Below are 23,577 nucleotides of genomic sequence, written 5' to 3'. Positions count from 1 at the left end.
CTTTTTGTGATATTTAAAATATCTGTTTGGATTAATTTTATTTATTTTTAATTTTTAGAATTACTCTGCGTTATCTAAAAAATCTTTTACTCTTTCTGTTAATTTGTCTAGAAAAGAACGTCTCTCTGGTTTTTGTTTAATTTCAAGTTCCTCTTCTACATCATTTATTGCTTCTTCAATAATCTCTTCTTCAATTTTTTCTGCTCTTTTTCTTTCATGTCGTTTTAAACCATCCATAACCAGACCAACAGCTGTTGCGTACAATGGACTTGTTACTTCATCATCACTATCACCAGCTAGATGCTCGTTTGGATAACCTATTCTAGTATCCATTCCGGTAATATATTCTACAAGTTGTTTTAAGTGTTTAAGTTGCGCTCCTCCTCCAGTTAAAACAATTCCAGCTATCAGTTTCTTTTTCTGCTCTTCGTGACCGTAATTTTTAATTTCCACATAAACCTGTTCAATAATTTCAACAACTCTTGCGTGAATTATTTTCGACAGATTTTTGAGAGTTATTTCTTTTGGATCTCTTCCTCTTAAACCAGGAATTGATACAATTTCATTTTCTTTATTTTCTCCAGGCCAAGCAGAACCGAATTTTATTTTTAATAATTCGGCTTGTTTTTCAATAATTGAACAACCTTCTTTAATATCTTCAGTAATCACATTTCCACCAAATGGAATAACTGCTGTATGACGAATTATCCCATCTTTAAATACGGCCAAATCTGTGGTTCCTCCACCAATATCAATTAAAGCTACGCCTGCTTCTTTTTCTTCTTGACTTAATACAGCATTCGCAGATGCTAAGGGTTCAAGTGTGATACCTTCTAGATTTAATCCAGCACTTTTAATACAACGACCTACGTTTCTTATGGATGAAACTTGACCAACAACCACATGAAAATTAGCTTCCAATCTGCCACCATACATTCCTATGGGTTCTTTAATTTCGGCTTGACCATCAACTTTGTATTCTTGTGGTAACACATGAATGATTTCTTCTCCAGGAAGCATGACTAATTTGTGCACCTGATTGATTAATCGTTCTATATCATCTTCATCTATAACCAATTCAGAATTTGGTCTTGTTATATAATCGCTATGCTGTAAACTTCTTATATGCTGTCCTGCTATACCAACCGTAACATCTTCTATTTTAAATTCTGAAGCTGCTTCTGCTTCTTGAGCTGCTAGCTGGATAGATTGGATGGTTTGAGTAATATTATTAACTACACCTCGATGCACACCAAGGCTTTTAGATTTACCTATGCCTAAAATCTCAACCTTTCCATATTCGTTTTTACGACCAATCATGGCCACAATTTTTGTGGTTCCTATGTCTAATCCTACTGCTATATTGTTCTCCATAGTTTATATTTTAGTACACACAACCTGATTATCAAACTGTAAGTTTACATTCACATAGTCATTAAGTGTTTTGTCTTTTAATGCCTTGTTATAGAATGCTTTTAGATTCATGATTTTTTTATCTAAATGTTTTAAATTTCCTAGTTGGATAATAAAATTGCATTGTCTAAACTTTAAAAAAATTGTATTTTTTTCTGATTGATGAATTTCTATAACATGCGTTCTTAAAAATTCATCTTCATTAACTTTCTGAGCCATTTTAAAAACATTTTCTAAATTGTTTTTTTCAATATGTCCAGTTACGAGTGGTACTCTAGCAGTATAATTTGATGACAAAGGCATATAACTCCCTTGATCATCAATATAATATGATGCATTTGTACGTACTCTTGCTATAGGTCTTTTTTGTTCAATTTCGGCTGTAAGCACTCCATTTACTGACAAGTGCACTTGAGCCGATTTAACCATTTGATTAGAATTCAGGGCAGTTTCTAAATCATTCAAATCTAAAGTTTCTTTAGACTTATTTTTAACACTTTGATTTTTTTGTATTAACAATTTACTAACATTCTCATGTGTTAAGAAAAGGTTGTTATCTCCTTTAAATTTAATGACAGGTTCAGTTACTTTTCTTTCAGTGTTTTTTACAGTTGAAAAGGCATATAGAAACACTACTATTCCTAGTAAAACAATCATTTTTATGTAATTCCAATTAACTCGCAACACTTAAAGCTTGTTTTATTTGTTTAACTTCTTCACCAATATCTCCAGCACCAATTGTCAATATTATTTGTGCTTGACTTTCTTTTATTTTTGGAACGATCTCAGATTTATTAATTAACTGTTTGTTTTTGTTTTCAATTTTATCTAATAACCATTTCGAATTTACTCCTTCAATTGGTAGCTCTCTAGCTGGATAAATGTCCAAAAGTAAGACTTCATCAAAATTCGAAAGACTTTTGGCAAATTCTTCTGCAAAGTCTCTAGTTCTGCTAAACAAATGAGGCTGAAAAATAGCTAATACGTGTTTTTCAGGATACATTTCTCGAACAGCTTGATGCACAGCATTTATCTCTTCTGGATGATGCGCATAATCGTCAATAAAAATTAAATTGTCTGTTTTAATATGATAAGAAAAACGACGTTTAACTCCTTTGTAAGATGCTAAAGCTTTGGCGAGCTGCTGGTGAGGGCAACCGTACTCTACAGCCATCGCCAAGGCTATTAATGCATTCGACATATTATGTCTACCAGGTAGGTTAAATTGTAACTTTTCAAGTGTTGTTTTTGGTGTTTTTACATCAAAAACATAGACACCATTTTCTATTTTTATATTGTGAATTGAATAATCTGAATCGTCTTCAATTCCGTAAGTAATTCCATTTAAAGGCAAACCGTTTTTAACAAACAGTTTCCCGTTTTCTTTAACTCTTTTTGAAAAATCTTCAAAAGACTTTATTAATTCTGAAGCATCTCCATAAATATCTAAATGATCTGCATCCATAGACGTTATGCATGCTAAATCTGGTGATAGTGTTAAAAAGGATCTATCAAATTCATCAGCTTCAACTACAGAAACTTTGGTACCTTTTAAAATTAAATTTGAATTGTAGTTTTCGCTAATACCTCCTAAAAATGCTGTTACAGGAACGTTACATTCATTAAGTAAATGTCCTAAAATACTTGTTGTTGTAGTTTTTCCATGTGTTCCAGCTACTGCTAAACAAAAAGTGTTTTCAGTAATTAATCCTAAAACTTGAGAGCGTTTTAAAACGCTAAAACTTGGTTGGTTTTTAAAATACACCAGCTCCATATTGTCCTTTGGAATAGCTGGAGTGTAAACAACCAAAGTGGTATCGTAATTTAAAAAAGCATCAGGAATATTAGCTACAGAATCGTTAAAATGAACTTGTATCCCTATTGACTCCAAACCATCAGTTATGTCTGTTTGGGTTTTATCATATCCAGCAACACGTTTGTTTTTTGCATGGAAATATCTGGCTAAAGCACTCATTCCTATGCCTCCAATTCCAACAAAATAAACGTTATGTATGTTGTCTAAATTCATTTAATGTTTACTTATTGATAAGTTTTTCTACTTCGTCTGCTATTTGTTTTGTTGCATTTACTAATGCTAATTTTTGTATGTTTTTACTCAATTCTTTTTGCTTTTCTACAGACAATAGTAATTGTGAAAACTTATTTTCAAAATCCACTTCTAAATCGGCTTCTTTAATTAATAATGCCGCTTGTTCATTTACAATGGCCATGGCATTTTTAGTTTGGTGATCTTCAGCCACATTAGGTGAAGGAATAAAAATAACAGGCTTTCCAACAATACATAATTCTGATACCGAACTTGCTCCTGCTCTTGAAATAATCACATCGGATGCTGCATATGCAAAATCCATGTTATTTATAAATTCATGGACTTGCACGTGTTTTGTATTGTTATATATTTTGTACTTATCATAATACAATTTTCCACACTGCCAGATAACTTGCATATTAAGACTAAGTATAAAATCGAGCTCCTTTTCAATTAGCTCATTAATTCTTCTAGCACCTAAACTTCCACCTAAAACAAACAGTGTTTTTTTATCTTTTTCAAGAGCAAATACCTTCTGAGATTCTTCTCTTTTCGAATTAATATCCAACAATCCTTGTCTAACAGGATTTCCTGTTTTAATTATTTTGTCTTCTGGGAAAAAACGCTCCAATCCATTGTAGGCAACACAAATTTTATTGGCTTTTTTAGATAAAAGTTTATTCGTAATTCCAGGATAGGAATTCTGTTCTTGTATTAAACTAGGAATTCCTTTTGAAGTTGCCACTTGTAATAAGGGACCACTTGCAAAACCTCCTGTTCCAATAACAACATCTGGCTTAAACCTATTAATTATTTTTCTTGCTTTAAACAAACTACTTATAAGTTTAAATGGGAAACTTAAATTCTTTAAGGTCAACTCTCTTTGGATACCAGAAATCCAAAGCCCTTCAATTTGATAACCAGCTTGAGGCACCTTATCCATTTCCATACGGTCTTCTGCACCTACAAATAAAAATTCGGCATCAGGGAAACGCTGCTTTAATTCATTTGCAATAGCTATAGCTGGATAGATGTGACCACCTGTTCCTCCACCTGATAAAATAATTTTATATGCTTTTTTAGTTGACACTATTATTTCTTTAATCTTTTTTAGTTATATCGCTTCCGATAGTATTTCTAACGGATTATCTTCTCTATCTTCTTGCTCTTTAATTTCTTCTCTCTTTGCACTTACACTAAGTATAATCCCTAAGGCTAAACAAGTCATCCAAATAGATGTTCCACCACTACTTATTAATGGTAAAGTTTGTCCAGTTACAGGAAATAACTCAACAGCAACTGCCATATTTATTAAGGCTTGAAATACAATTGGAAGGCCAACACCTAATACTAATAGTTTTCCAAATATGGTATCTGCTTTTTGTGAAACAATTACGATTCTAAACAATAACCAGAGATAAAATATCATTAAAATAAACCCTCCAATCAAACCATACTCTTCAACAATAATGGCATAAATAAAATCGGATGAAGATTGTGGTAAAAAATTCTTTTGAATACTTTTTCCAGGACCAACACCTTGAATACCTCCTGATGCAATAGCTATTTTAGCTTTTTCAATTTGATAATCTGCTTCGGTATCTCCACCGTCAGAAAAACTTTCAATTCTGCTCATCCAAGTATCAATTCTATTAGGCATAGCATCTGGGAAAGCTTTTGCTATTAAAACAAATAATATGAGAGCTAAGATTCCTGTTCCAACAATTACTGTTAAATATTTTATAGGATAACCTCCAAGAAAAACCAGCATAAGCACCATTACAAACATAATGGCTGCAGTTGAAAAATTAGCTGGTAAAATTAAAACAAGAACTAGAAAAACTGGAATCCATAAGGGTAAAATAGATTCTTTAAAAGAGATTTTCTTATCCTTAATTTTAGACATATACCTAGCAACAAAAACCATTAAAACAACAAAAGCAAAAGTGGATGTTTGAAAAGACATATTAACAATAGGAATCTGAATCCATCTACTAGCATTTGCTCCTTCAATAGTTGTGCCTTGTAACATTGTAATTACTAATAACACTAACACAACCGGAATCAACACTATAGACAAACCTCTGAAATATCTATAAGGAATTTTATGCACACCATACATGATGGTAAAACCTAAAAACAAATGCATAAGATGCTTTAAGAAGAAAGCAAAAGTATTTCCACTATCTCCTACATATGCTAGATTACTAGCAGCACTATACACAGGAAGGAAAGAAAAAATTGCAAGTAATGCTGCAATGGCCCAAATTAATCTATCTCCTTTTATGTTTTTAAATATTTGTTTCATTTTTTATTCCTAATAAGTCGGGAATCTTTTTAATACAATTAATTATGTCTTAGAATTCGCTAAAACATCTATTTATTTTTTATAAATTTCTAACTGCTTCTTTAAATTGCCTTCCTCTATCTTCATAGTTTTCAAACAAGTCGAAACTTGCACATGCTGGAGACAACAATACATTATCACCAGATTGAGCTAACTTATAAGCAATTTTTACAGCTTCACTCATAAATTGCGTTTCTACAATCACATCTACCATGGAACTGAAATTTTCTAATAGCTTTTCGTTATCTACTCCAAGACAAATAATGGCTTTTACTTTCTCGTTCACAAAAGGATATAATTCTTGATAATTATTCCCTTTATCTTGACCTCCAACTATCCAAACTGTTGGTGCATCCATACTTTCTAAAGCATAATAAGTTGCATTTACATTGGTTGCTTTAGAATCATTTATATATTGAACTTTATTAATTTTTAATACATTCTCTAGTCTATGTTCTACACCATGAAAATTTTCTAAACTTTCTCTAATGGTTTGTTTTCTTATTCTTAATAAATGAGCTACTGTTGAAGCAGCCATGGCATTTTTAATGTTGTGTTTTCCTTCTAATGCTAAGTCCTTTGTTGGCATGTCTATTGAGTTGTTATCTATTGTTATTTTTATTGTTTTGTTTTCTAAATACGCTCCATTTTCAATTTTTTTCACCAATGAAAATGGTAATAATGTGGATTGAACGGGATGCTTCTCCAACCAATCTAAAATCACTGGATCGTCTGCATCAAAAATGAGATAATCTGCTTTTGTTTGGTTTTCGGCAATTCTAAATTTTGAAGCTATATATCTTTCAAATTCATAATTATATCTATCCAAATGGTCTGGAGTAATATTTGTAATTATTGCTATATGAGGCTTAAACCCTACAATATCGTCCAACTGAAAACTACTGATCTCCAACACATAGTTTGGGTAATTTTTTTCCAGTATTTGCTTGGCAAAACTGTCGCCAATATTTCCAGCTAACCCAACTTCTAATTTTTGTTTAAGAATATGATGCGTTAACGAAGCTGTTGTTGTTTTACCATTACTTCCAGTAATTCCAACAATGGTTGCATTAGTAAATTTTGCTGCAAACTCAATTTCTGAAACAACTGGAATTCCCTGATCACGAATTTGTTTTACCAAAGGCGCTTTATCTGGAATTCCTGGGCTTTTCATTACTAAATCTGCATTCAGAATCTTGGACTCTGTATGGATTTCATCTTCCCATTCAATCTCATGATGTATAAGAACTTGTTTATATTTTTCTTTAATTTTTCCTTTGTCTGAAACAAAAACTTCAAACCCTTTAGCTTTTCCTAAAAGTGCAGTTCCAACTCCACTTTCTCCACCACCTAATATGACTAATCTTTGTTTTGTCATTCTGTTATATTTTGAGATGCTTCGACAAGCTCAGCATAACAAACTTTTATCTAATCTTCAATGTGACAATTGAAATAATAGCTAACAGGATTCCAACAATCCAGAACCTGGTAACAATCTTACTTTCATGATATCCTGATTTCTGATAATGATGATGTAAAGGCGACATTTTAAAAATGCGTCTTCCTTCACCATATTTCTTTTTGGTGTATTTAAACCAACTTACTTGCATGACTACAGATAAATTTTCAGCTAAGAAAATGCCACATAACACAGGAATTAACCATTCTTTTCTAACTGCTACAGCAATAACTGCTATAATTCCTCCAATAGTTAAACTTCCTGTATCTCCCATAAAAACTTGTGCTGGATAAGTATTGTACCACAAAAAGCCAATTAAAGCTCCAACAAATGCAGTTATGTAAATGGTAATTTCTTCTACTCTTGGGATATACATAATGTTGAGATAATCTGAAAAAATGATGTTACCAGATACCCAAGCAAAGATGCCTAATGTGAGTACAATAATGGCTGAAGTACCTGCTGCTAAACCATCAATTCCATCGGTTAAATTGGCACCATTTGAAACTGCTGTTATAATAAATATGACTATTGGAATAAAAATAATCCAAGCATATTTTGCCCAATCTGGATTTACCCAAGCTATAATTTCGGCATAATCAAATTCGTTAGACTTTACAAAAGGAATGGTTGTTTTGGTAGATCTTTCTTCAGCTTCAAAAAGCATGGAGGGAGACACATTAGCATCTAAAGCCAAAATTTCTTGCTGTTGTTCAATAGGCAACTTTTCTTTAATTGTAACATCTGTATTAAAGTAAAGTGTTGTTCCAACAATAATTCCTAAACCTACTTGTCCAAGAACTTTAAAACGTCCTTTTAATCCTTCTTTATCTTTTTTAAATTTTTTAATATAATCGTCAATAAATCCTATGGTTCCCATCCAAACTGTGGTAACTATTAAGAGAATGATATATATATTATCTAATCTTGCTAGTAATAAAACCGGAATTAGTGTCGCTAGAATAATGATGATTCCTCCCATAGTTGGTGTCCCAGCCTTTTCTACTTGACCTTCTAAACCTAGATCTCTAATAGTTTCTCCAACTTGTTGCTTTTGCAAAAATCTAATAATGCGCTTACCAAAGATTGTAGAAATAAGCAACGATAAAATGATAGCCATTGCAGCTCTAAAGGTTATAAAACCAAAGAGAGATGCTCCAGGAATCTGAAATTGCTTTTCTAAATATTCGAATAGGTAATACAACATATTATTTTTGTAATTGTTTTAAAAATTCTTGAACTATTTTATAATCATCGAAATCAAATCTTTCTCCTTTAATTTCCTGATAGGTTTCATGACCTTTTCCTGCAATTAGTATAATGTCATTCGGGTTTGCCATCTGACAAGCTGTTTTAATAGCTTGCTTTCTATCTGTAATAGAGATTGTTTTTTTAAAATTTTGTGGTTCTATGCCTTTTTCAATGTCTCCAATAATGGTTTCAGGAACTTCGTTTCTTGGATTATCGCTTGTAATAATAACTTTGGTGCTTAGAGCAGAAGCAATGTGTCCCATTTTAGGACGTTTAGTTTTGTCTCTATTACCTCCACAGCCAAAAACAGTTATTAGTTCTTCATTTTTAGTTCGAATACTATTAATAGTTTCTAATACATTTTTTAATGCATCTGGTGTATGAGCATAATCAACAATAGCTGTTATTTTTTCATCTGAAATAAGATATTGAAACCTGCCAGCTACACTTTCTAATTCACTTATAATTCTTAAGTTTTCTACTTTTTCAAGCCCTAATAATTCAGCAGTTGCATATATAGCAAGTACATTATATGCATTGAAATCTCCTATGAGTCTAGTCCAAACTTCGCTCTCATTTATTTTAAGTAACAAACCATTTAATTGGTTTTCGAGAATTTGTGATCTATAATCTGCATAGCCCTTTAAAGCATAAGTAAATTTCTTCGCTTTGGTATTTTGCAGCATAACCAAGCCATTCTTATCATCGACGTTTACTAAAGCAAAAGCTGTGTTTGGCAGCTTATCGAAAAACGATTTTTTTACATCTCTGTATTCAGCAAAGGTGTCGTGATAATCTAAATGATCGTGAGATAAGTTTGTAAAAATACCTCCTTCAAAATGTAGTCCTTCAGTTCTATTTTGATGAATACCATGAGAGCTTACTTCCATAAAACAATAAGCTACTCCTTCATCATTCATTTTCTTTAAGTACTTATTAATTGTTATGGAATCTGGAGTCGTATGAGTTGCTTTGTATTCTTTATTATCAACCATAATTTTTACAGTAGATAACAATCCAACTTTAAAACCAGCTTTTTTAAATAACTGATATAACAATGAAGCTATGGTTGTTTTTCCATTTGTTCCTGTAACACCAACCAATTTTAAATTTTCGGAAGGATTTAGATAATAGTTTGATGCCATTATAGCCAATGCTTTTGATGTACTATCTACTTCAACATAAGTGATTCCCTCTTCAATATTATTAGGAATTGTTTCACAGATAATTGCAATAGCTCCATCATTAATTGCTTTATCAATAAATTCATGACCATTAGAAACGGTTCCTTTTATTGCTACAAAAACATCTTTATTAGAAATATTTCTAGAATCAAATTCAATCTTATTTACAGACACGCTCGTACTTCCCACAACTGCATTGAGGGTTACTTTATATAATATGTCTTTTAAATTCATCATGAAGCTTGAATAACAACTGTCTGATTTTTCTTTATTTTTAAGCCTTTATCTAGAGATTGAGATTTTACAATTCCAACGCCTTGAGATTGCACTTTTAAACCCATGTTTTCTAAAAGCGCTAAAGCATCCATAAGAGGTAATCCAACTACATTTGGCATAATAGTTTTGTAGGTTTGAGCAGTAGTATAATAACTGTCAAACTCCTTCTCAACAACCATATCTTTTACATTTAAAGACCTAACTTCATCAATAATTGGAGTATCAGTAAAAATCTTTTGTGCGATACGTTTAAAAACAGGACCAGAAACATCTGCTCCATAATATCCTTTTTTAGTACTTGGTTTATGAATGATTACTATACACGAATACTTTGGGTTTTCAGCAGGAAAATAGCCAGCAAATGAAGACACGTATCTAGGGTTATCTTCCCAATCTTTCATCCAATATTCTGTTTGTGCTGTTCCTGTTTTACCAGCCATTGAGAAATAAGGTGAGTACAATGATTTTCCTGTGCCACGAACAACAACGTTCTTAAGTATTTCTTGAGTTTCTTTTATTGTTTTTTCTGAACATATTTTATTGTTAATTATCGTTTTATCGAAAGTTTCTATTTGCTTATTTAGTTCTCGAACTTCCCTAATAAAGGTTGGCTTAACCATTACTCCATTATTTGCAATAGCATTATAAAAAGTTAAAGTTTGAAGTGGTGTTAATTTTAGGTTGTAACCATAAGCCATTGATGGCAATGCATTTTTGCTCCACAAATCATGTCCTGGTTCAGGTATTACAGGTTGGCCTTCTCCTAAAATTGGCAAACCAAGTGGCTTATTTAAAGACCAGCTTTTTAATCTATTTATAAATTTGGCTGGAGATTTAGAATAATTTTCATCTATTATAGTTGCCAGTCCAATATTCGAAGAAACCTCTAATGCTCTTGCTGCTGAAATCTTTCCATAACCACCATGATGCGAATCTTTAATTCTTCTACCATAAAAAGTTTTAACTCCTTGCTTTGTATCTACAACTGTTGATGTATCAATAAGTTTATCTTCTAAAGCAGACATTAAAGCCATGACTTTAAATGTTGAACCTGGTTCATGAGCTTCACCAACTGCATAATTTAATTTTTCGTAGTAACTACCATTTTGAGTTCTTCCTAAATTTGAAATGGCTCTTATTTCACCAGTTGCTACTTCCATAACCACTACACAACCATGATCTGCTTCGTAATACTCTAATTGCTGTAATAAGGCATGATGTGCTATATCTTGAATGTTAACACTTATTGTTGTGTATAAATCGTATCCATCTTTTGGTTCAACTTGATTGTAGTCAGCAATGGGCTTCCATTGCCCATTTCCAATTCTCTGCTTTAGCCTTAGTCCATCTGTTCCTCTAAGATATTTTATACCATATGCGCCATCAATTCCAGGCCTTGTAACATTTCCATTTTCATCAAATCGTTCATATCCAATGGTTCTTTCAGCAACTCCACCCATTGGATGTTCTCTTTTGGTAGTTTGCTCAACAATTAATCCACCTTTAAAAGCTCCAAGTTCTAATAATGGAAAATTTCTAATTCTGATGTATTCAGAATAGCCAATATCTCTTGCTAATAGATAATATCTGTTTTTATTAGCTCTAGCTTTTCTAATTTCTTTTTGATAATAAGAAGATGGTTTTCCAGAATACTTTGAAAGAGAATCTGATAATGGTTTTAAATACTTTTCGAATGTTGCCGAAGTAGGTGTCATGGCATCAATTCTAATATCGTATTTTGGAATTGAAGTAGCTAACAAATTTCCATTAACTGAATACACATTCCCTCTATTTGCAGGAATAACTACGTTCTTTATGGTTCTCTCTTCAGCTAACTCTCTGTATTTATCGCCTTGAACAAACTGAATACTCAAAAGTTTAAACACAACTGCTAGTGCGAAGATGAACATACATCCTGCTATAAAATACAATCGGTTTAATATGTTCTTCTCGTTTACTGCCAAGCTGAACTAATTTTGAGATTTAACTTTAATTTTTGTTGGTGGAATCTCTGAAAGTATTAACCCTTTTTCTTTCATTTTTAATTCTACCATGGATTCCTTTTTAAGCTCCATGAGTTTTTTTCTACCATCTACAAATGCCGAACGAAGATCCTTTGCTTCGTTATTTAATCTGGCTATTTTGTGTACTTTTTTATCTGCACTATGCGAGCTCGCAATCATTATTAAAGCCAATGAAGAAATGAAAAATATCATACGCCAATTTTTAAACGCATCATCGTTTACAAGAAACTTACCTTTTAAAATATTTAAAATTCCTTTCTTCATTTATAACTTTTCTGCCACTCTTAGCTTAGCACTTCTTGCTCTATTATTTATTTTAATTTCTTCTTTACTTGGAATAATCAATCCACCAACTTTCTTTAATGGAACTTCGAAGTTTCCAAATACATCTCTTTCTGGTTCTCCTTCAAACATGCCATTTCTTATAAATCTCTTCACCAATCTATCTTCCAATGAATGATAAGAAATAACACTAAGCCTTCCATTTTGTTTCAATAAATCTGGTGTTTGCAACAGAAGCTCTTTTAAAGCTTCCATTTCTTGATTCACCTCAATTCTTATAGCCTGATAAATTTGAGCCAACACTTTATTTTCATGTTTAGGTGGCAAAAACTTTTTCAATACTTTTTTTAATTGTTCGCTTGTTTTAATGGGTTCAAGTTCTCGACTAGCAACAATAACACTTGCCATGGCTGGAGCTAATCTTAATTCTCCATATTGCAACAACACGTCTTTAAGTTGCTCCTCATCATATTCATTAACTACATGATAGGCTGAAAGTTTGTTTTGTTGATTCATCCTCATATCTAAATCTGCTTCAAACCTTGTTGAAAACCCTCTTTCTGCAACATCAAATTGATGAGAAGACACACCAAAATCTGCTAAAATGCCATCCACTTCTTTTACTCCATAAAATCTTAAGAACCTTTTTATAAACCTGAAATTCTCATGAATTAAAGTAAATCGATCATCTTCAATTCTATTTTCAATAGCATCAGAATCTTGATCGAATGCGAATAATTTTCCATTCTTTCCAAGTCTCTTCAAAATCTCTTTACTATGACCTCCTCCTCCAAAAGTAACGTCAACATAAACACCATCTTCAACAATGTTTAAACCGTCAACAGTTTCTTTTAATAAAACAGGATTATGATATTCCATGCTCATCGTCTTGTCCCATAACATCTTCAGCTAAATCTGCAAAATCTCCTGTAGCATCATCAATAGCTTGTTCATATTTATCTTTATCCCAAATCTCTACTATGTTAATTGCAGCCGAAACCACAATCTCCTTTGAGATATCTGCAAAAACCACTAAATCTTTTGGAACCAATAAACGACCTGTAGCATCTACTTCAACAACTTTTACTCCTGCCGTAAAACGTCTGATAAAATCGTTATTCTTTTTCTTAAACCGATTAAGCTTGTTCACATTCTGCATTAAAGCTTCCCACTCTGCCATTGGATATAATTCCAAACACGGCTGAAAAACTGCTCGCTTTATAACAAACCCATTCTGTAAAACAGGAGATAACTGCTTTTTTAATGCAGCAGGAAGCATAAGCCTTCCTTTAGCATCTACTTTACATTCGTATGTTCCTATTAATGAGTTCAAAGGGTTTGGTTGCCGATTTTGTGTTTAAGTTTCAAATATATCGAAAAATATACCACATTTTACCACATTTTACCACTTTGTTGATAAATTTTCGATTAACAGCGTATTTATTTCGATATTTAAAAAGAGAAAGGCTCTCTACCACTTCAAAATCAAAAGGTTGTAAAGTGAAGTAAATAATTACAACACTCTGTTAATATCTCTTTGATTAGGAATTATAATCCAATAAATTAATATGGATATATTATGAATGATTTTATCTATATTTGTTTTTAATGTAAAGCCATACTAATTAATGAAGCATAAATTAAAAAAAGAAAAGGATTACAAGTATATTGAAGTAGGAGAAGGCACACCAATTATAGTGCTTCATGGCTTAATGGGTGGATTAAGTAATTTTAAATCTGTAACAAAGCATTTTAGTTCTATAGGTTATAAAGTTATAATTCCAGAATTACCTATCTATACTATGTCATTGCTTAAAACCAATGTAAAAAGTTTTGCAAAATATTTACATGAATTTATAGAATTTAAAGGTTTTGATGAAGTTATATTACTAGGAAACTCTTTAGGTGGACATATTGGTCTTTATCACACAAAACAATACCCAAAAAAAATAAAAGCATTAATTATTACTGGAAGTTCTGGTTTGTATGAAAGCGCTATGGGTGGAGGTTATACCAAGCGAAGTGATTATGAGGTTATTAAAAAGAAAGCACAAGATGTTTTTTATGATCCTGCAATTGCTACTAAAGAAATTGTAGATGAAGTCTTTGAAACTGTAAACGACAGAAATAAACTAATAAAGACTCTAGCCATTGCCAAAAGTGCTATTAGACACAACATGGCAAAAGATTTACCAAAAATGACAACCCCAACTTGTATTATTTGGGGGAAAAACGATAATGTGACGCCTCCTGAGGTTGCAGAAGAATTTAACGAATTGCTTCCAGATTCTGAGTTATTCTGGATTGACAAATGTGGTCATGCAGCTATGATGGAACATCCTGATGAGTTTAACGAAATTCTAAACAATTGGCTTAATAAAAGAGGTTTTTAATAATCTTAATTCTTTAAATGTAATTCCCACTTTCGTAGGAAATAATTATGGAAATAAAATCGGCAGAATTTGTAATGAGTAATTCGGATGTTTCAAAATGTCCAAAAAATCTCATTCCTGAATATGCATTTATTGGCAGAAGTAACGTTGGAAAATCGTCGCTTATAAATATGCTTACAAGCAGAAAAAGTCTTGCAAAAACCTCTGGAAGACCTGGGAAAACTCAACTAATTAATCATTTTCTAATTAATAAAAACTGGTATTTAGTAGATTTACCTGGTTATGGCTATGCAAAGGTTTCAAAAAGTGCTAAGAAGACCTTTCAAAAATTTATTACACAATATTTTGCTTTACGAGAACAATTGGTTTCAGCTTTTGTTTTAGTAGATATTAGGCATAAACCTCAACTAATTGATTTGGAATTTATGCAATGGCTTGGCCAAAATGGCATTCCTTTTTCAATTATTTTCACTAAGGCAGATAAGTTAAGACCAAAAGCTATTGAAAACCATGTAGCTGAATATAAAAACATTCTTTTAGAAACTTGGGAAGAAATGCCAAATTATTTTATCACGTCATCTTCAAAAGACATTGGTAAAGAGGATGTTTTAGTATATATTGATGAGCTAAACAGTAATATGAAGCTTAATTAACTCTTCACATCTAAAGCATCACGCAAGGCATTACCAATAAGCATAAAAGCCATTACCAAACTCATAATACAGAAGCCTGGAATTAAGGCTAAATAAGGTTTTCCTAAGATGATGTAGTTATAATGATCCTTAATCATTGCTCCCCAACTTGCCATTGGTGGTTGTGCGCCAATACCTAAAAAACTCAAACCACTTTCAATTAATATAGCTGCAGCAAAATTAGCAGCTGAAATTACAATTACTGGGGCCATTATATTTGGTAATATATGTTTGGTTATTATTCTAAAATCATTAAACCCTAAGGCTTTTGCTGCAGTAACATATTGCATTTCTTTAACACTAATAATTTGCCCTCGAACAACTCTGGCAACTTCAACCCACATGGTTAAACCTACTGCAATAAACACTTGCCAGAATCCTTTTCCTAAAGCTAATGTAATTGCAATAACAAGTAATAATGTTGGAATAGACCAAGTCACGTTAATAATCCACATAATAAAAGTATCAACTTTTCCTCCAAAATAACCTGCAACACTTCCCATAAAAATGCCTATAACTAATGAAATAAAAACAGCTACAAAACCAATAAAAAAGGAAATTCTTGCTCCAATAAGAATTCTACTTAATAGATCACGTCCATATTTATCTGTACCGAAAAGATAGGTTTTTTCTTGAATTATTGAATTTGAATCTATTTTTTGATAATTGGATAAATCTATTGATTTATCAGCTCCTTGAAGTCCATCAGAAGCATATTCTGTATAATATAAAGTGCTGCCTTTAAGCTGGTAAGAGGAAATTGGAATTTCTGTTTCTGTATGTTTCTTTCCAAAAAAGAGTTTATCAAAAAAGCTTTGATTGTTCTCTAAAGCAGGTGGTAAAACTAACATTTGCACTTTAAAGCCAGGCTTTTTAGAATGGATTGCTAAATGCATCTGATTGGCATGTTTTGAATTATCTGGAGCAAATGCATAAGCAAAAACTGAAATAACACCTACTAATACAATAAACCAAAAGCTAAAAACGCCCCAAAAATCTCGTTTAAATTTTTGGAGCGCTAATTGACTTAATGAGCTTGAATTCTGACTCATTTATTTTTAATCTTTAACTGTAGTAGCCACTTTTTTAATAGAATAAGACATTTTTAAATCTTCAAGCACATGAATAGCTTCTTCTATATATACATCCTGACTTAAACTCTTGTGCCAACGATCTCTTTTTTCTTTTAGAATGGTATCAGTTTTAAACATTTCTTCTTCATAAGGTAAAGATTGGAAGGTAAGATTTGTTTGATATTCAGAAATTTTATCGAATCGTTTTGCTTCTTCTTCATTTAAATCTAACTGAGCTTTATAATTAGTATAATTTAATGAGTGAATGTTTTCATCCATTTTAGTTTTTATCCACTGAGCATTTTCACCTATAAGTTTTAGTTGCTCATTTTCGTTCATTCTTTTTTTACTGTTCTCAATAGTTTCGTTATAATCGAAATAACCATCCCAAAAAGTATAATCTACTGCTTCAATTTTATCCCAAGGCAATGGGTTTTTTTGATCTTTTTCGCCTATATCTATAAAGCTATACCTATCTAAAACAACCACATCACTCTTTACACCTTCTAATTGTGTAGAACCGCCATTAATTCTATAGAATTTTTGAGTGGTCAATTTTAAAGCTCCTAAATCGCCATTTTTATTATTTCGAACCATATTATTCAAATCTAAAAAGTTTTGAACGGTTCCTTTTCCATAGGTTTGTTTACTTCCAATAACAATAGCACGTTTATAATCTTGCATGGCAGCAGCTAAAATCTCAGAAGCTGAAGCTGATAATTCATTTACCATTATTACTAAAGGACCATCCCAAACAATAGATTTGTCTTTGTCTTTTAAGACCTCTTTAGGTTCTCCAGTGGCTCTAACTTGAACAATTGGACCATCTTTAATAAACATTCCAGCTATATCTACTACAACAGGTAGAGACCCACCGCCATTATTTCTAAGATCTAAAACCAGACCATCCATGCCTTCAGCTTTTAAACGTTCTATTTCTTGCTTAATATCTGAAGCTGCATTTCTACTTTTATAATCTTCAAAATCCACATAAAATTTTGGTAGATTTATAACTCCAAATCGTCTATCGTCTTTTACTACAAATGAAGATTTTGCATAGGTTTCTTCAATTTCAACAACGTCTCTAACAATGCTTATTTCTTCAATGGTACCATCTACTTTTTTAAGAGTTAAATAAACGGTTGTACCTTTTGGACCTTTAATAAGTTTGATAGCATCGTCTAAGCGCATACCAACAATATTTACAGGTTCATCTTCATCTTCTTGACGTACTTTCATGATTATATCGCCAACTTCCAATTCATTGCCTCTCCAAGCTGGACCTCCAGAAATTAATTCTACAATCTTTGTATTGTCCATACGTTTTTGCAATCTAGCTCCAATTCCTTCTAATTTTCCAGACATTTGCTGATTGAAATTTTCTTTGTCTTCTGGAGCAAAATAATTAGTATGTGGATCAAATTCTTCAACAATAGCATTAATATACATAGAGAACCAATCTTTTCTTTCAAAATCTCCTAAATAATCGTTATAATATAAATCGATAGATTTTAAAGTTTCTGCACGTGCCTCTTCTTCTATTTGAACTAATGTTTTCTTATCTTCGCTATCTTCCTGTTCAACCATTAAGTCATCATAATTAACCAAGTTTGAAAACTTAAGTTGTTGTCTCCAACGATCTTTCATTTGCTTTTTAGTCTTAACAAATTCTATATTTTCATAGTCGGAATTAAATTCTTCATCTATAGAATAATCAAAAGGTTTTTCTAAAACTTCTTTATAAATAGCCTTAGATTCTTCAATTCTTTGAACCAATCTGTCGTGAGTTAAGTTGAAAAAAGAAATATTATATTCTTTTAATTGATCGTCTAACTGAAACTTGAATGTCTCAAATTCTTCGATATCCGATTTATAGAAGTATCTTTTTAAAGGATCGAGTTGATCTAAATAATCAGCATAAACTTCAGCTGAAAAATCATCGTTTATATCTTTTGGATCAAAATGACCTCTTTGAAGTACATAGGTTATGACTTGTATAAGTAATTTATCTTTATCTGGATCTTCAAACGTTTTAGTTGTAAAACTGCAAGAAGCAAATGCCAATAAAAGCACCAACATTAAAATCTTATAATTCCTTTTCATAAATCTTATCATGTTAATTTATTAATGTATTGTAGAAGTAATTTAATTTGAGCTATAATAATACATAAAACACTACTACAATGCAAAAAGTATTTCATATTAATTTACTAAATTAAAGAAAAAACTATGCCAATATTATCAATTGATACTAATTTTTTGTTAAACCAGATAAAATAATGGGTTACGTAGGAAATTATGTATTTTAGCAATGTTAATTTAATTATACTTTATGTCTAAAAGACCACTTATTTTAGTAACTAATGATGATGGCATTACTGCTCCTGGAATTAGAGCTCTAATTGAAGTTATGCTTGAGCTTGGAGATGTTGTAGTTGTTGCTCCCGATAGTCCACAAAGTGGTATGGGACATGCCATAACTATCAATTCTATGCTTCATCTGGAACAAGTTTTTATTGATAAAGGTAATCAAAAAGAGTACAGTTGCTCTGGCACACCTGCCGATTGTGTAAAACTTGCCGTTAGAGAGATTTTAGACAGAAAACCTGATTTATGTGTTTCTGGAATTAATCATGGTTCTAATTCTTCTATAAATGTAATTTATTCTGGAACTATGAGTGCTGCTTTAGAGGCAGGAATAGAAGGTATTCCAGCTATCGGGTTTTCATTATTGGATTATAATTACAATGCCAATTTTGATGCTTCAAAAAAATATGTGAAAAACATTGCTAAAAATGCGCTTGAAAATGGCATTCCAGAAAATGTGGTTTTAAATGTTAATTTTCCTAATTTACCTGAAAACAAAATAAAAGGAGTTAAAGTATGCAGACAAGCAAAAGCTAATTGGGTAGAAGAATTTGATAAGAGAAAATCTCCTCAAGGGAAAGATTATTATTGGCTTACTGGCAAATTTGTAAATCTAGATAATGGTGAAGATACAGATGAATGGGCTCTAGAAAACGGATACATTTCTGTGGTTCCTGTGCAATTTGATTTAACAGCTCATCATGTTATTTCAAACTTAAATACATGGAGTTTTAATGATACTGAAATAAATTAAGCATAAATGAAAAAAGAAATTTTAATTGGTTTTATTATTGGGCTAATAGCTAATGCTATTGGACTTTATTTTGCTGCTTTATTTTTTGGAGATGGCAACGATTTTTTTACAATTTTAAAATCGGCTTCAACCGAAGGTATTCTTGGAAAACTTATTAGTTTAGGTGCCATATTAAATTTGGCAGCTTTTTTTATTTTTATAAAGAAAAAACAAGATTATCGTGCAAGAGGTGTGCTTTTAGCAACTGTTATTATTGCTATTTCAACTTTTGTTTTTAAATTTATCTAGAAAGGCCTTATATGAAATACTATATTATTGCTGGTGAAGCCTCAGGAGATTTACATGGCTCAAACTTAATGAAAGCATTACTTAAAGAAGATGTCAATGCTACATTTAGATTTTGGGGTGGAGATTTAATGAGTGAAACTAGCGATACCTTAGTAAAACATTATCGAGATTTAGCATTTATGGGTTTTGCTGAAGTGTTAATGAACCTTAAAACTATTTTTAAAAACCTTTCCTTTTGCAAAAAAGACATCGAAGCGTTTAATCCAGATGTTATTATTTTTATCGATTATCCAGGTTTTAATCTTCGTATTGCAAAATGGGCAAAACAAAAAGGCTTTAAAACTCATTATTATATCTCACCACAAATTTGGGCTTGGAAAGAAAACCGAATAAAAGCCATACAGAGAGATGTAGATAACATGTACGTGATTCTACCTTTTGAAAAAGATTTCTACGAAAAAAAGCACAATTATCCTGTTTATTTTGTTGGTCATCCAACCATTGATGCGATAGCGAATAGAATGCAAGTAAATGAATATACATTTCGGGCAGACTACGAACTTAACGAAAAACCCATTATTGCTATTTTACCAGGAAGTAGAAAACAAGAAATTAAAAAAATGCTCTCTGTCATGCTTTCTGTTGTGAAAGATTATCCTTATTATCAATTTGTTATTGCAGGAGCACCAAGTCAGGATTATAGTTTTTACAAACAATTTATTAAAAACACTAATGTTCGTTTTATTTCAAATAAAACTTATGATTTACTTTCAGTTTCATCAGCAGCACTAGTAACTTCTGGTACAGCAACTCTAGAAACAGCTTTGTTTAAAGTACCTCAAGTAGTTTGTTATAAAGGCAATTGGATTTCTTACCAAATTGGTAAACTTGTGGTAAATTTAGAATACATTTCATTAGTGAATTTAATAATGAATAAAAAAGTGGTAACAGAACTAATTCAAAACGATTTTAATAAAAATACTCTTAAAAAAGAATTAGATAACATTCTAGATCCATACCAAAGAGCCAAACTATTTTTAGATTATTACGATCTTGAAAAGAAATTAGGTGGTAAAGGAGCTAGTGATAATACTGCAAAATTAATTTACAATTCAATTAAAAATTAGCATGCGAAAAATTACCTACTTATTAGTGCTTTTATTAACATTTTCAGCTTGTAAAGCTACTAAGACAAGTAAAGTAGCCTCAAAAAATACTCAAAAAACTCAAAAGGAAATAAAAACAAAAGATTCATCAGGTTCTGATGTTGAAAATTCAACTATAAATAATATTATAAAAACTGCCGAAACATATAATGGGGTACGTTACAAATATGGAGGAACAACTAAAAAAGGCATGGATTGTTCTGGACTTATAACGACAGCTTATTATAGTGAAAATATTTCTCTACCTAGAACTACAGATGATTTAGCAACAACAGGAAGTTGGGTAGATGTAAAAGAAGTTCAAAAAGGTGACCTCTTATTTTTTGCTACAAAGAAAAACAGCAGACATATAAATCATGTTGGTCTAGTTACAGATGTTAGACCTGGTTTTGTTGAATTTATTCACTCAACCACTAGCAGTGGTGTGATTACATCAAAATTATCTGACAAATATTGGTACTTCGCATTCGTACAAGCACGTAGAATATTGTAAGAAATTTAGTATCTTCAATGTGTGAAGCTGCTACAATTTCCTATTATCAAACTAACCACATGTTTGGTTATAGGCATTTTATTGTCTCATTATTTTACCGTATCCTTATCGCTTTCTATAGTTACAACTCTAATTCTATTTTTTGTACTTGTTTTAGTTTATTTAATTTCTAAAACCCATTTCTTAAAAAACATCTGGTTTGGAATAATCGCTTTTCTGACTATGATTTCTATAGGTATATTAGTTGTTAATATTCACGATCATAGAAATTTCAAAAATCATTATTCACATTTAAAAAACTTTAAAAGTGATTCTACTTCCTACATTACTATAAAGATTTCAGATCAGTTAAAATCTAACATTTACAATGACAAATATGTTGTAAATATATTAAGTGTTGATAATATCCAAACTACAGGTTTAGCTCTATTAAATATAAAAGTAGATTCGATCTCAAAACCATTTAGTGTAGACGATGTTTTAATTATTAATTCAAAAATATATTCTTTAATAGAGCCATTAAACCCTAATCAATTTAACTATAAGTCATTCCTTGAAAATAAAAACATCTATTCAAAACTATATACTAATAATGAGTCTCTTTATATTGTTAGCAAAAAGAAAACGACCCTTTTTGGTTTAGCAGATGCATTTAGATCAACTATAAATCTGAAATTAAAAAAATACCATTTTACTCTTAATGAACTTTCAATAATCAATGCCTTATTATTAGGCCAGAGAAAAGAAATTAGCAATGAGATTTATGAAGATTATAAAAGAGCAGGCGCCATACACATTCTAGCTGTATCTGGTCTTCATGTTGGAATTATTTTATTGTTTTTAAACTATTTATTTAAGCCTATTGAGTTTATTAAACATGGACATATTTATAAAATTATCTTAATATTAATCTGTCTTTGGAGTTTTGCTGTAATTGCTGGACTATCTGCATCTGTTTCAAGAGCTGCAACCATGTTTACTTTTGTTACTATAGGAATGAATTTAAAACGACCTATTAACACGCTAAACACTTTAGCCTGTTCGGCATTTATATTGCTTCTTATAAGACCTTCATTCTTATTCGATGTTGGATTCCAATTAAGTTATTTTGCAGTAATTGGCATTGTAACTTTTTATCCTTTTTTTTATCGACTTTGGAAACCAAAATATTGGATAGCAGATAAACTATGGCAAGCCTTTGTAGTTTCAATTGCTGCACAATTTGGCATTCTACCTATAAGCCTTTTTTATTTTCATCAATTTCCTGGATTATTTATTTTATCTAATGTGATTGTTGTTCCAGTTCTAGGAATTATTTTAAGTTTTGGATTAGTTGTTATTGGTTTGGCCTTACTTAATATACTTCCAAATTTAGTGGCATTAATTTATGGCATTATTATTAGCTGGATGAATAACTTCTTTAAATGGATTGCTCAACAAGAAGCTTTTTATTTTAAAGATATTCCATTTAATTTTATTGATATTTTAGCAAGCTATCTTTTCATATTTGCTTTTTATCAATTCTATAAAATTAAATCATATAAAAATGCAATAGCTGTTTTATTTACCATCATTATATTTCAAAGTGTTCAGATTTATTCAAAACAGCAATATCAATCAATTAATAGGTTTATCATATTTCAAAAAAACAAACAAACTCTAATTGGAATTCAAAATGGTGAAAAAATGAGTTTACATCATAATATAAAAGACTTCAATAAGGAGTTAGATTTTATCATTTCAAATTTTACAATAAAAAATAACATTTCATTTATAACAGAAGATACTATACAATCTGTCTATAAAATATCAGATAAGAATATACTTGTAATTGATAGTTTAGGCCTATACGAGGTGTCGAGTTTTAAGCCAGATTATATCCTGCTTAGAAATTCGCCTAAAATAAATTTGGTTCGTGTAATAGACAGTATAAATCCTAAACTCATAATTGCCGATGGAAGCAATTACAAATCCTATTTAAAACGTTGGGAAGAAACTTGCCAAAAACAAAAAATCCCTTTTCATCAAACCAATGAAAAGGGAGCTTTTATCATAGAATAACTTT

General features: G+C 31.2%; 21 protein-coding genes. 7 read left to right on the top strand and 14 right to left on the bottom strand.

The genetic code is table 11. The annotated features are described in order from the left end of the window. Positions 1 to 60: 60 nt before the first annotated feature. From ftsA to mraZ, 12 genes are all read right to left on the bottom strand, one after another. Complete coding sequence (gene ftsA / locus FVF61_RS10915) at positions 61 to 1,374, bottom strand: cell division protein FtsA (RefSeq protein ID WP_148456339.1); 1,314 nt, start codon at positions 1,372 to 1,374, stop codon at positions 61 to 63. Positions 1,375 to 1,377: 3 nt separating this feature from the next. Then, positions 1,378 to 2,070 carry a cell division protein FtsQ/DivIB gene (locus tag FVF61_RS10910; protein WP_317131668.1) on the bottom strand — a complete coding sequence of 231 codons (693 nt, stop codon included), beginning with the start codon at positions 2,068 to 2,070 and terminating at the stop codon, positions 1,378 to 1,380. A gap of 16 nt (positions 2,071 to 2,086) precedes the next feature. After that, positions 2,087 to 3,442, bottom strand: coding sequence for a UDP-N-acetylmuramate--L-alanine ligase (gene murC / locus FVF61_RS10905; RefSeq protein WP_148456336.1), 1,356 nt, complete (start codon positions 3,440 to 3,442; stop codon positions 2,087 to 2,089). Between the two features lie 7 nt (positions 3,443 to 3,449). Further along, positions 3,450 to 4,553, bottom strand: a complete 1,104-nt coding sequence (gene murG / locus FVF61_RS10900) for an undecaprenyldiphospho-muramoylpentapeptide beta-N-acetylglucosaminyltransferase (protein ID WP_394348926.1) — start codon at positions 4,551 to 4,553, stop codon at positions 3,450 to 3,452. A gap of 24 nt (positions 4,554 to 4,577) precedes the next feature. Further along, complete coding sequence (locus FVF61_RS10895; protein WP_148456329.1) at positions 4,578 to 5,771, bottom strand: FtsW/RodA/SpoVE family cell cycle protein; 1,194 nt, start codon at positions 5,769 to 5,771, stop codon at positions 4,578 to 4,580. A gap of 79 nt (positions 5,772 to 5,850) precedes the next feature. Next, positions 5,851 to 7,188, bottom strand: a complete 1,338-nt coding sequence (gene murD / locus FVF61_RS10890) for a UDP-N-acetylmuramoyl-L-alanine--D-glutamate ligase (RefSeq protein WP_148456326.1) — start codon at positions 7,186 to 7,188, stop codon at positions 5,851 to 5,853. 46 nt (positions 7,189 to 7,234) lie between these two features. Further along, entirely contained in the window at positions 7,235 to 8,476 is a 1,242-nt protein-coding gene (gene mraY / locus FVF61_RS10885) for a phospho-N-acetylmuramoyl-pentapeptide-transferase (RefSeq protein WP_148456323.1), read from the bottom strand. 1 nt (position 8,477) lies between these two features. Further along, a complete protein-coding gene (locus FVF61_RS10880) occupies positions 8,478 to 9,941 on the bottom strand; it encodes a UDP-N-acetylmuramoyl-L-alanyl-D-glutamate--2,6-diaminopimelate ligase (RefSeq protein WP_148456320.1) in 1,464 nt (487 codons plus the stop codon). Further along, a complete protein-coding gene (locus FVF61_RS10875) occupies positions 9,938 to 11,890 on the bottom strand; it encodes a penicillin-binding protein (RefSeq protein ID WP_148456659.1) in 1,953 nt (650 codons plus the stop codon). Before FVF61_RS10875 ends, FVF61_RS10880 begins: the two co-directional genes overlap by 4 nt. A gap of 60 nt (positions 11,891 to 11,950) precedes the next feature. After that, positions 11,951 to 12,268, bottom strand: a complete 318-nt coding sequence (locus FVF61_RS10870) for an FtsL-like putative cell division protein (RefSeq protein ID WP_148456317.1) — start codon at positions 12,266 to 12,268, stop codon at positions 11,951 to 11,953. Continuing rightward, a complete protein-coding gene (gene rsmH / locus FVF61_RS10865; protein ID WP_148456315.1) occupies positions 12,269 to 13,165 on the bottom strand; it encodes a 16S rRNA (cytosine(1402)-N(4))-methyltransferase RsmH in 897 nt (298 codons plus the stop codon). It lies immediately after the preceding gene. Beyond that, on the bottom strand, positions 13,152 to 13,619 hold the full coding sequence (gene mraZ, locus FVF61_RS10860; protein WP_109682121.1) for a division/cell wall cluster transcriptional repressor MraZ: 468 nt from the start codon (positions 13,617 to 13,619) through the stop codon (positions 13,152 to 13,154). The genes rsmH and mraZ overlap by 14 nt, the downstream gene beginning before the upstream one ends. A gap of 295 nt (positions 13,620 to 13,914) precedes the next feature. Between mraZ and FVF61_RS10855 the strand changes: the two genes are divergently transcribed. After that, positions 13,915 to 14,679, top strand: a complete 765-nt coding sequence (locus FVF61_RS10855) for an alpha/beta fold hydrolase (protein ID WP_148456312.1) — start codon at positions 13,915 to 13,917, stop codon at positions 14,677 to 14,679. Between the two features lie 47 nt (positions 14,680 to 14,726). After that, a complete protein-coding gene (gene yihA, locus FVF61_RS10850; protein WP_148456309.1) occupies positions 14,727 to 15,332 on the top strand; it encodes a ribosome biogenesis GTP-binding protein YihA/YsxC in 606 nt (201 codons plus the stop codon). Here yihA and FVF61_RS10845 read toward each other — a convergent pair. Beyond that, positions 15,329 to 16,423 (bottom strand): ABC transporter permease, encoded by a 1,095-nt coding sequence (locus FVF61_RS10845; RefSeq protein WP_148456306.1) that lies wholly within the window; start codon positions 16,421 to 16,423, stop codon positions 15,329 to 15,331. The genes yihA and FVF61_RS10845 overlap by 4 nt on opposite strands. A gap of 6 nt (positions 16,424 to 16,429) precedes the next feature. After that, the gene (locus FVF61_RS10840; protein ID WP_148456303.1) at positions 16,430 to 18,547 is read right to left on the bottom strand and encodes a carboxy terminal-processing peptidase; all 2,118 of its coding nucleotides are present in this window, start codon (positions 18,545 to 18,547) and stop codon (positions 16,430 to 16,432) included. Between the two features lie 229 nt (positions 18,548 to 18,776). Here FVF61_RS10840 and surE point away from each other — a divergent pair, with 229 nt between their 5' ends. Genes surE through FVF61_RS10815 form a run of 5 tightly spaced genes read left to right on the top strand, consistent with a single transcriptional unit; the run spans position 18,777 to position 23,573 of the window. Continuing rightward, positions 18,777 to 19,565, top strand: a complete 789-nt coding sequence (surE, locus tag FVF61_RS10835) for a 5'/3'-nucleotidase SurE (protein ID WP_148456300.1) — start codon at positions 18,777 to 18,779, stop codon at positions 19,563 to 19,565. A gap of 6 nt (positions 19,566 to 19,571) precedes the next feature. Then, positions 19,572 to 19,853: a hypothetical protein gene (locus tag FVF61_RS10830; RefSeq protein ID WP_148456297.1), complete on the top strand. Its 282-nt coding sequence runs from the start codon at positions 19,572 to 19,574 to the stop codon at positions 19,851 to 19,853. An 11-nt stretch (positions 19,854 to 19,864) separates the two neighbouring features. Beyond that, positions 19,865 to 20,980 carry a lipid-A-disaccharide synthase gene (lpxB, locus tag FVF61_RS10825; RefSeq protein WP_148456294.1) on the top strand — a complete coding sequence of 372 codons (1,116 nt, stop codon included), beginning with the start codon at positions 19,865 to 19,867 and terminating at the stop codon, positions 20,978 to 20,980. A 1-nt stretch (position 20,981) separates the two neighbouring features. After that, positions 20,982 to 21,512, top strand: coding sequence for a C40 family peptidase (locus FVF61_RS10820; RefSeq protein WP_148456291.1), 531 nt, complete (start codon positions 20,982 to 20,984; stop codon positions 21,510 to 21,512). 21 nt (positions 21,513 to 21,533) lie between these two features. Next, positions 21,534 to 23,573, top strand: coding sequence for a ComEC/Rec2 family competence protein (locus FVF61_RS10815; protein WP_233586803.1), 2,040 nt, complete (start codon positions 21,534 to 21,536; stop codon positions 23,571 to 23,573). Positions 23,574 to 23,577: the final 4 nt, after the last annotated feature.

The sequence above is a fragment of the Xanthomarina maritima genome (assembly GCF_008084905.1).
Taxonomy (GTDB): Bacteria; Bacteroidota; Bacteroidia; order Flavobacteriales; family Flavobacteriaceae; genus Xanthomarina; species Xanthomarina maritima.
The sequence above is the reverse complement of the archived record's forward strand: the minus strand, read 5'-3'. Positions and strand labels throughout refer to the sequence as shown.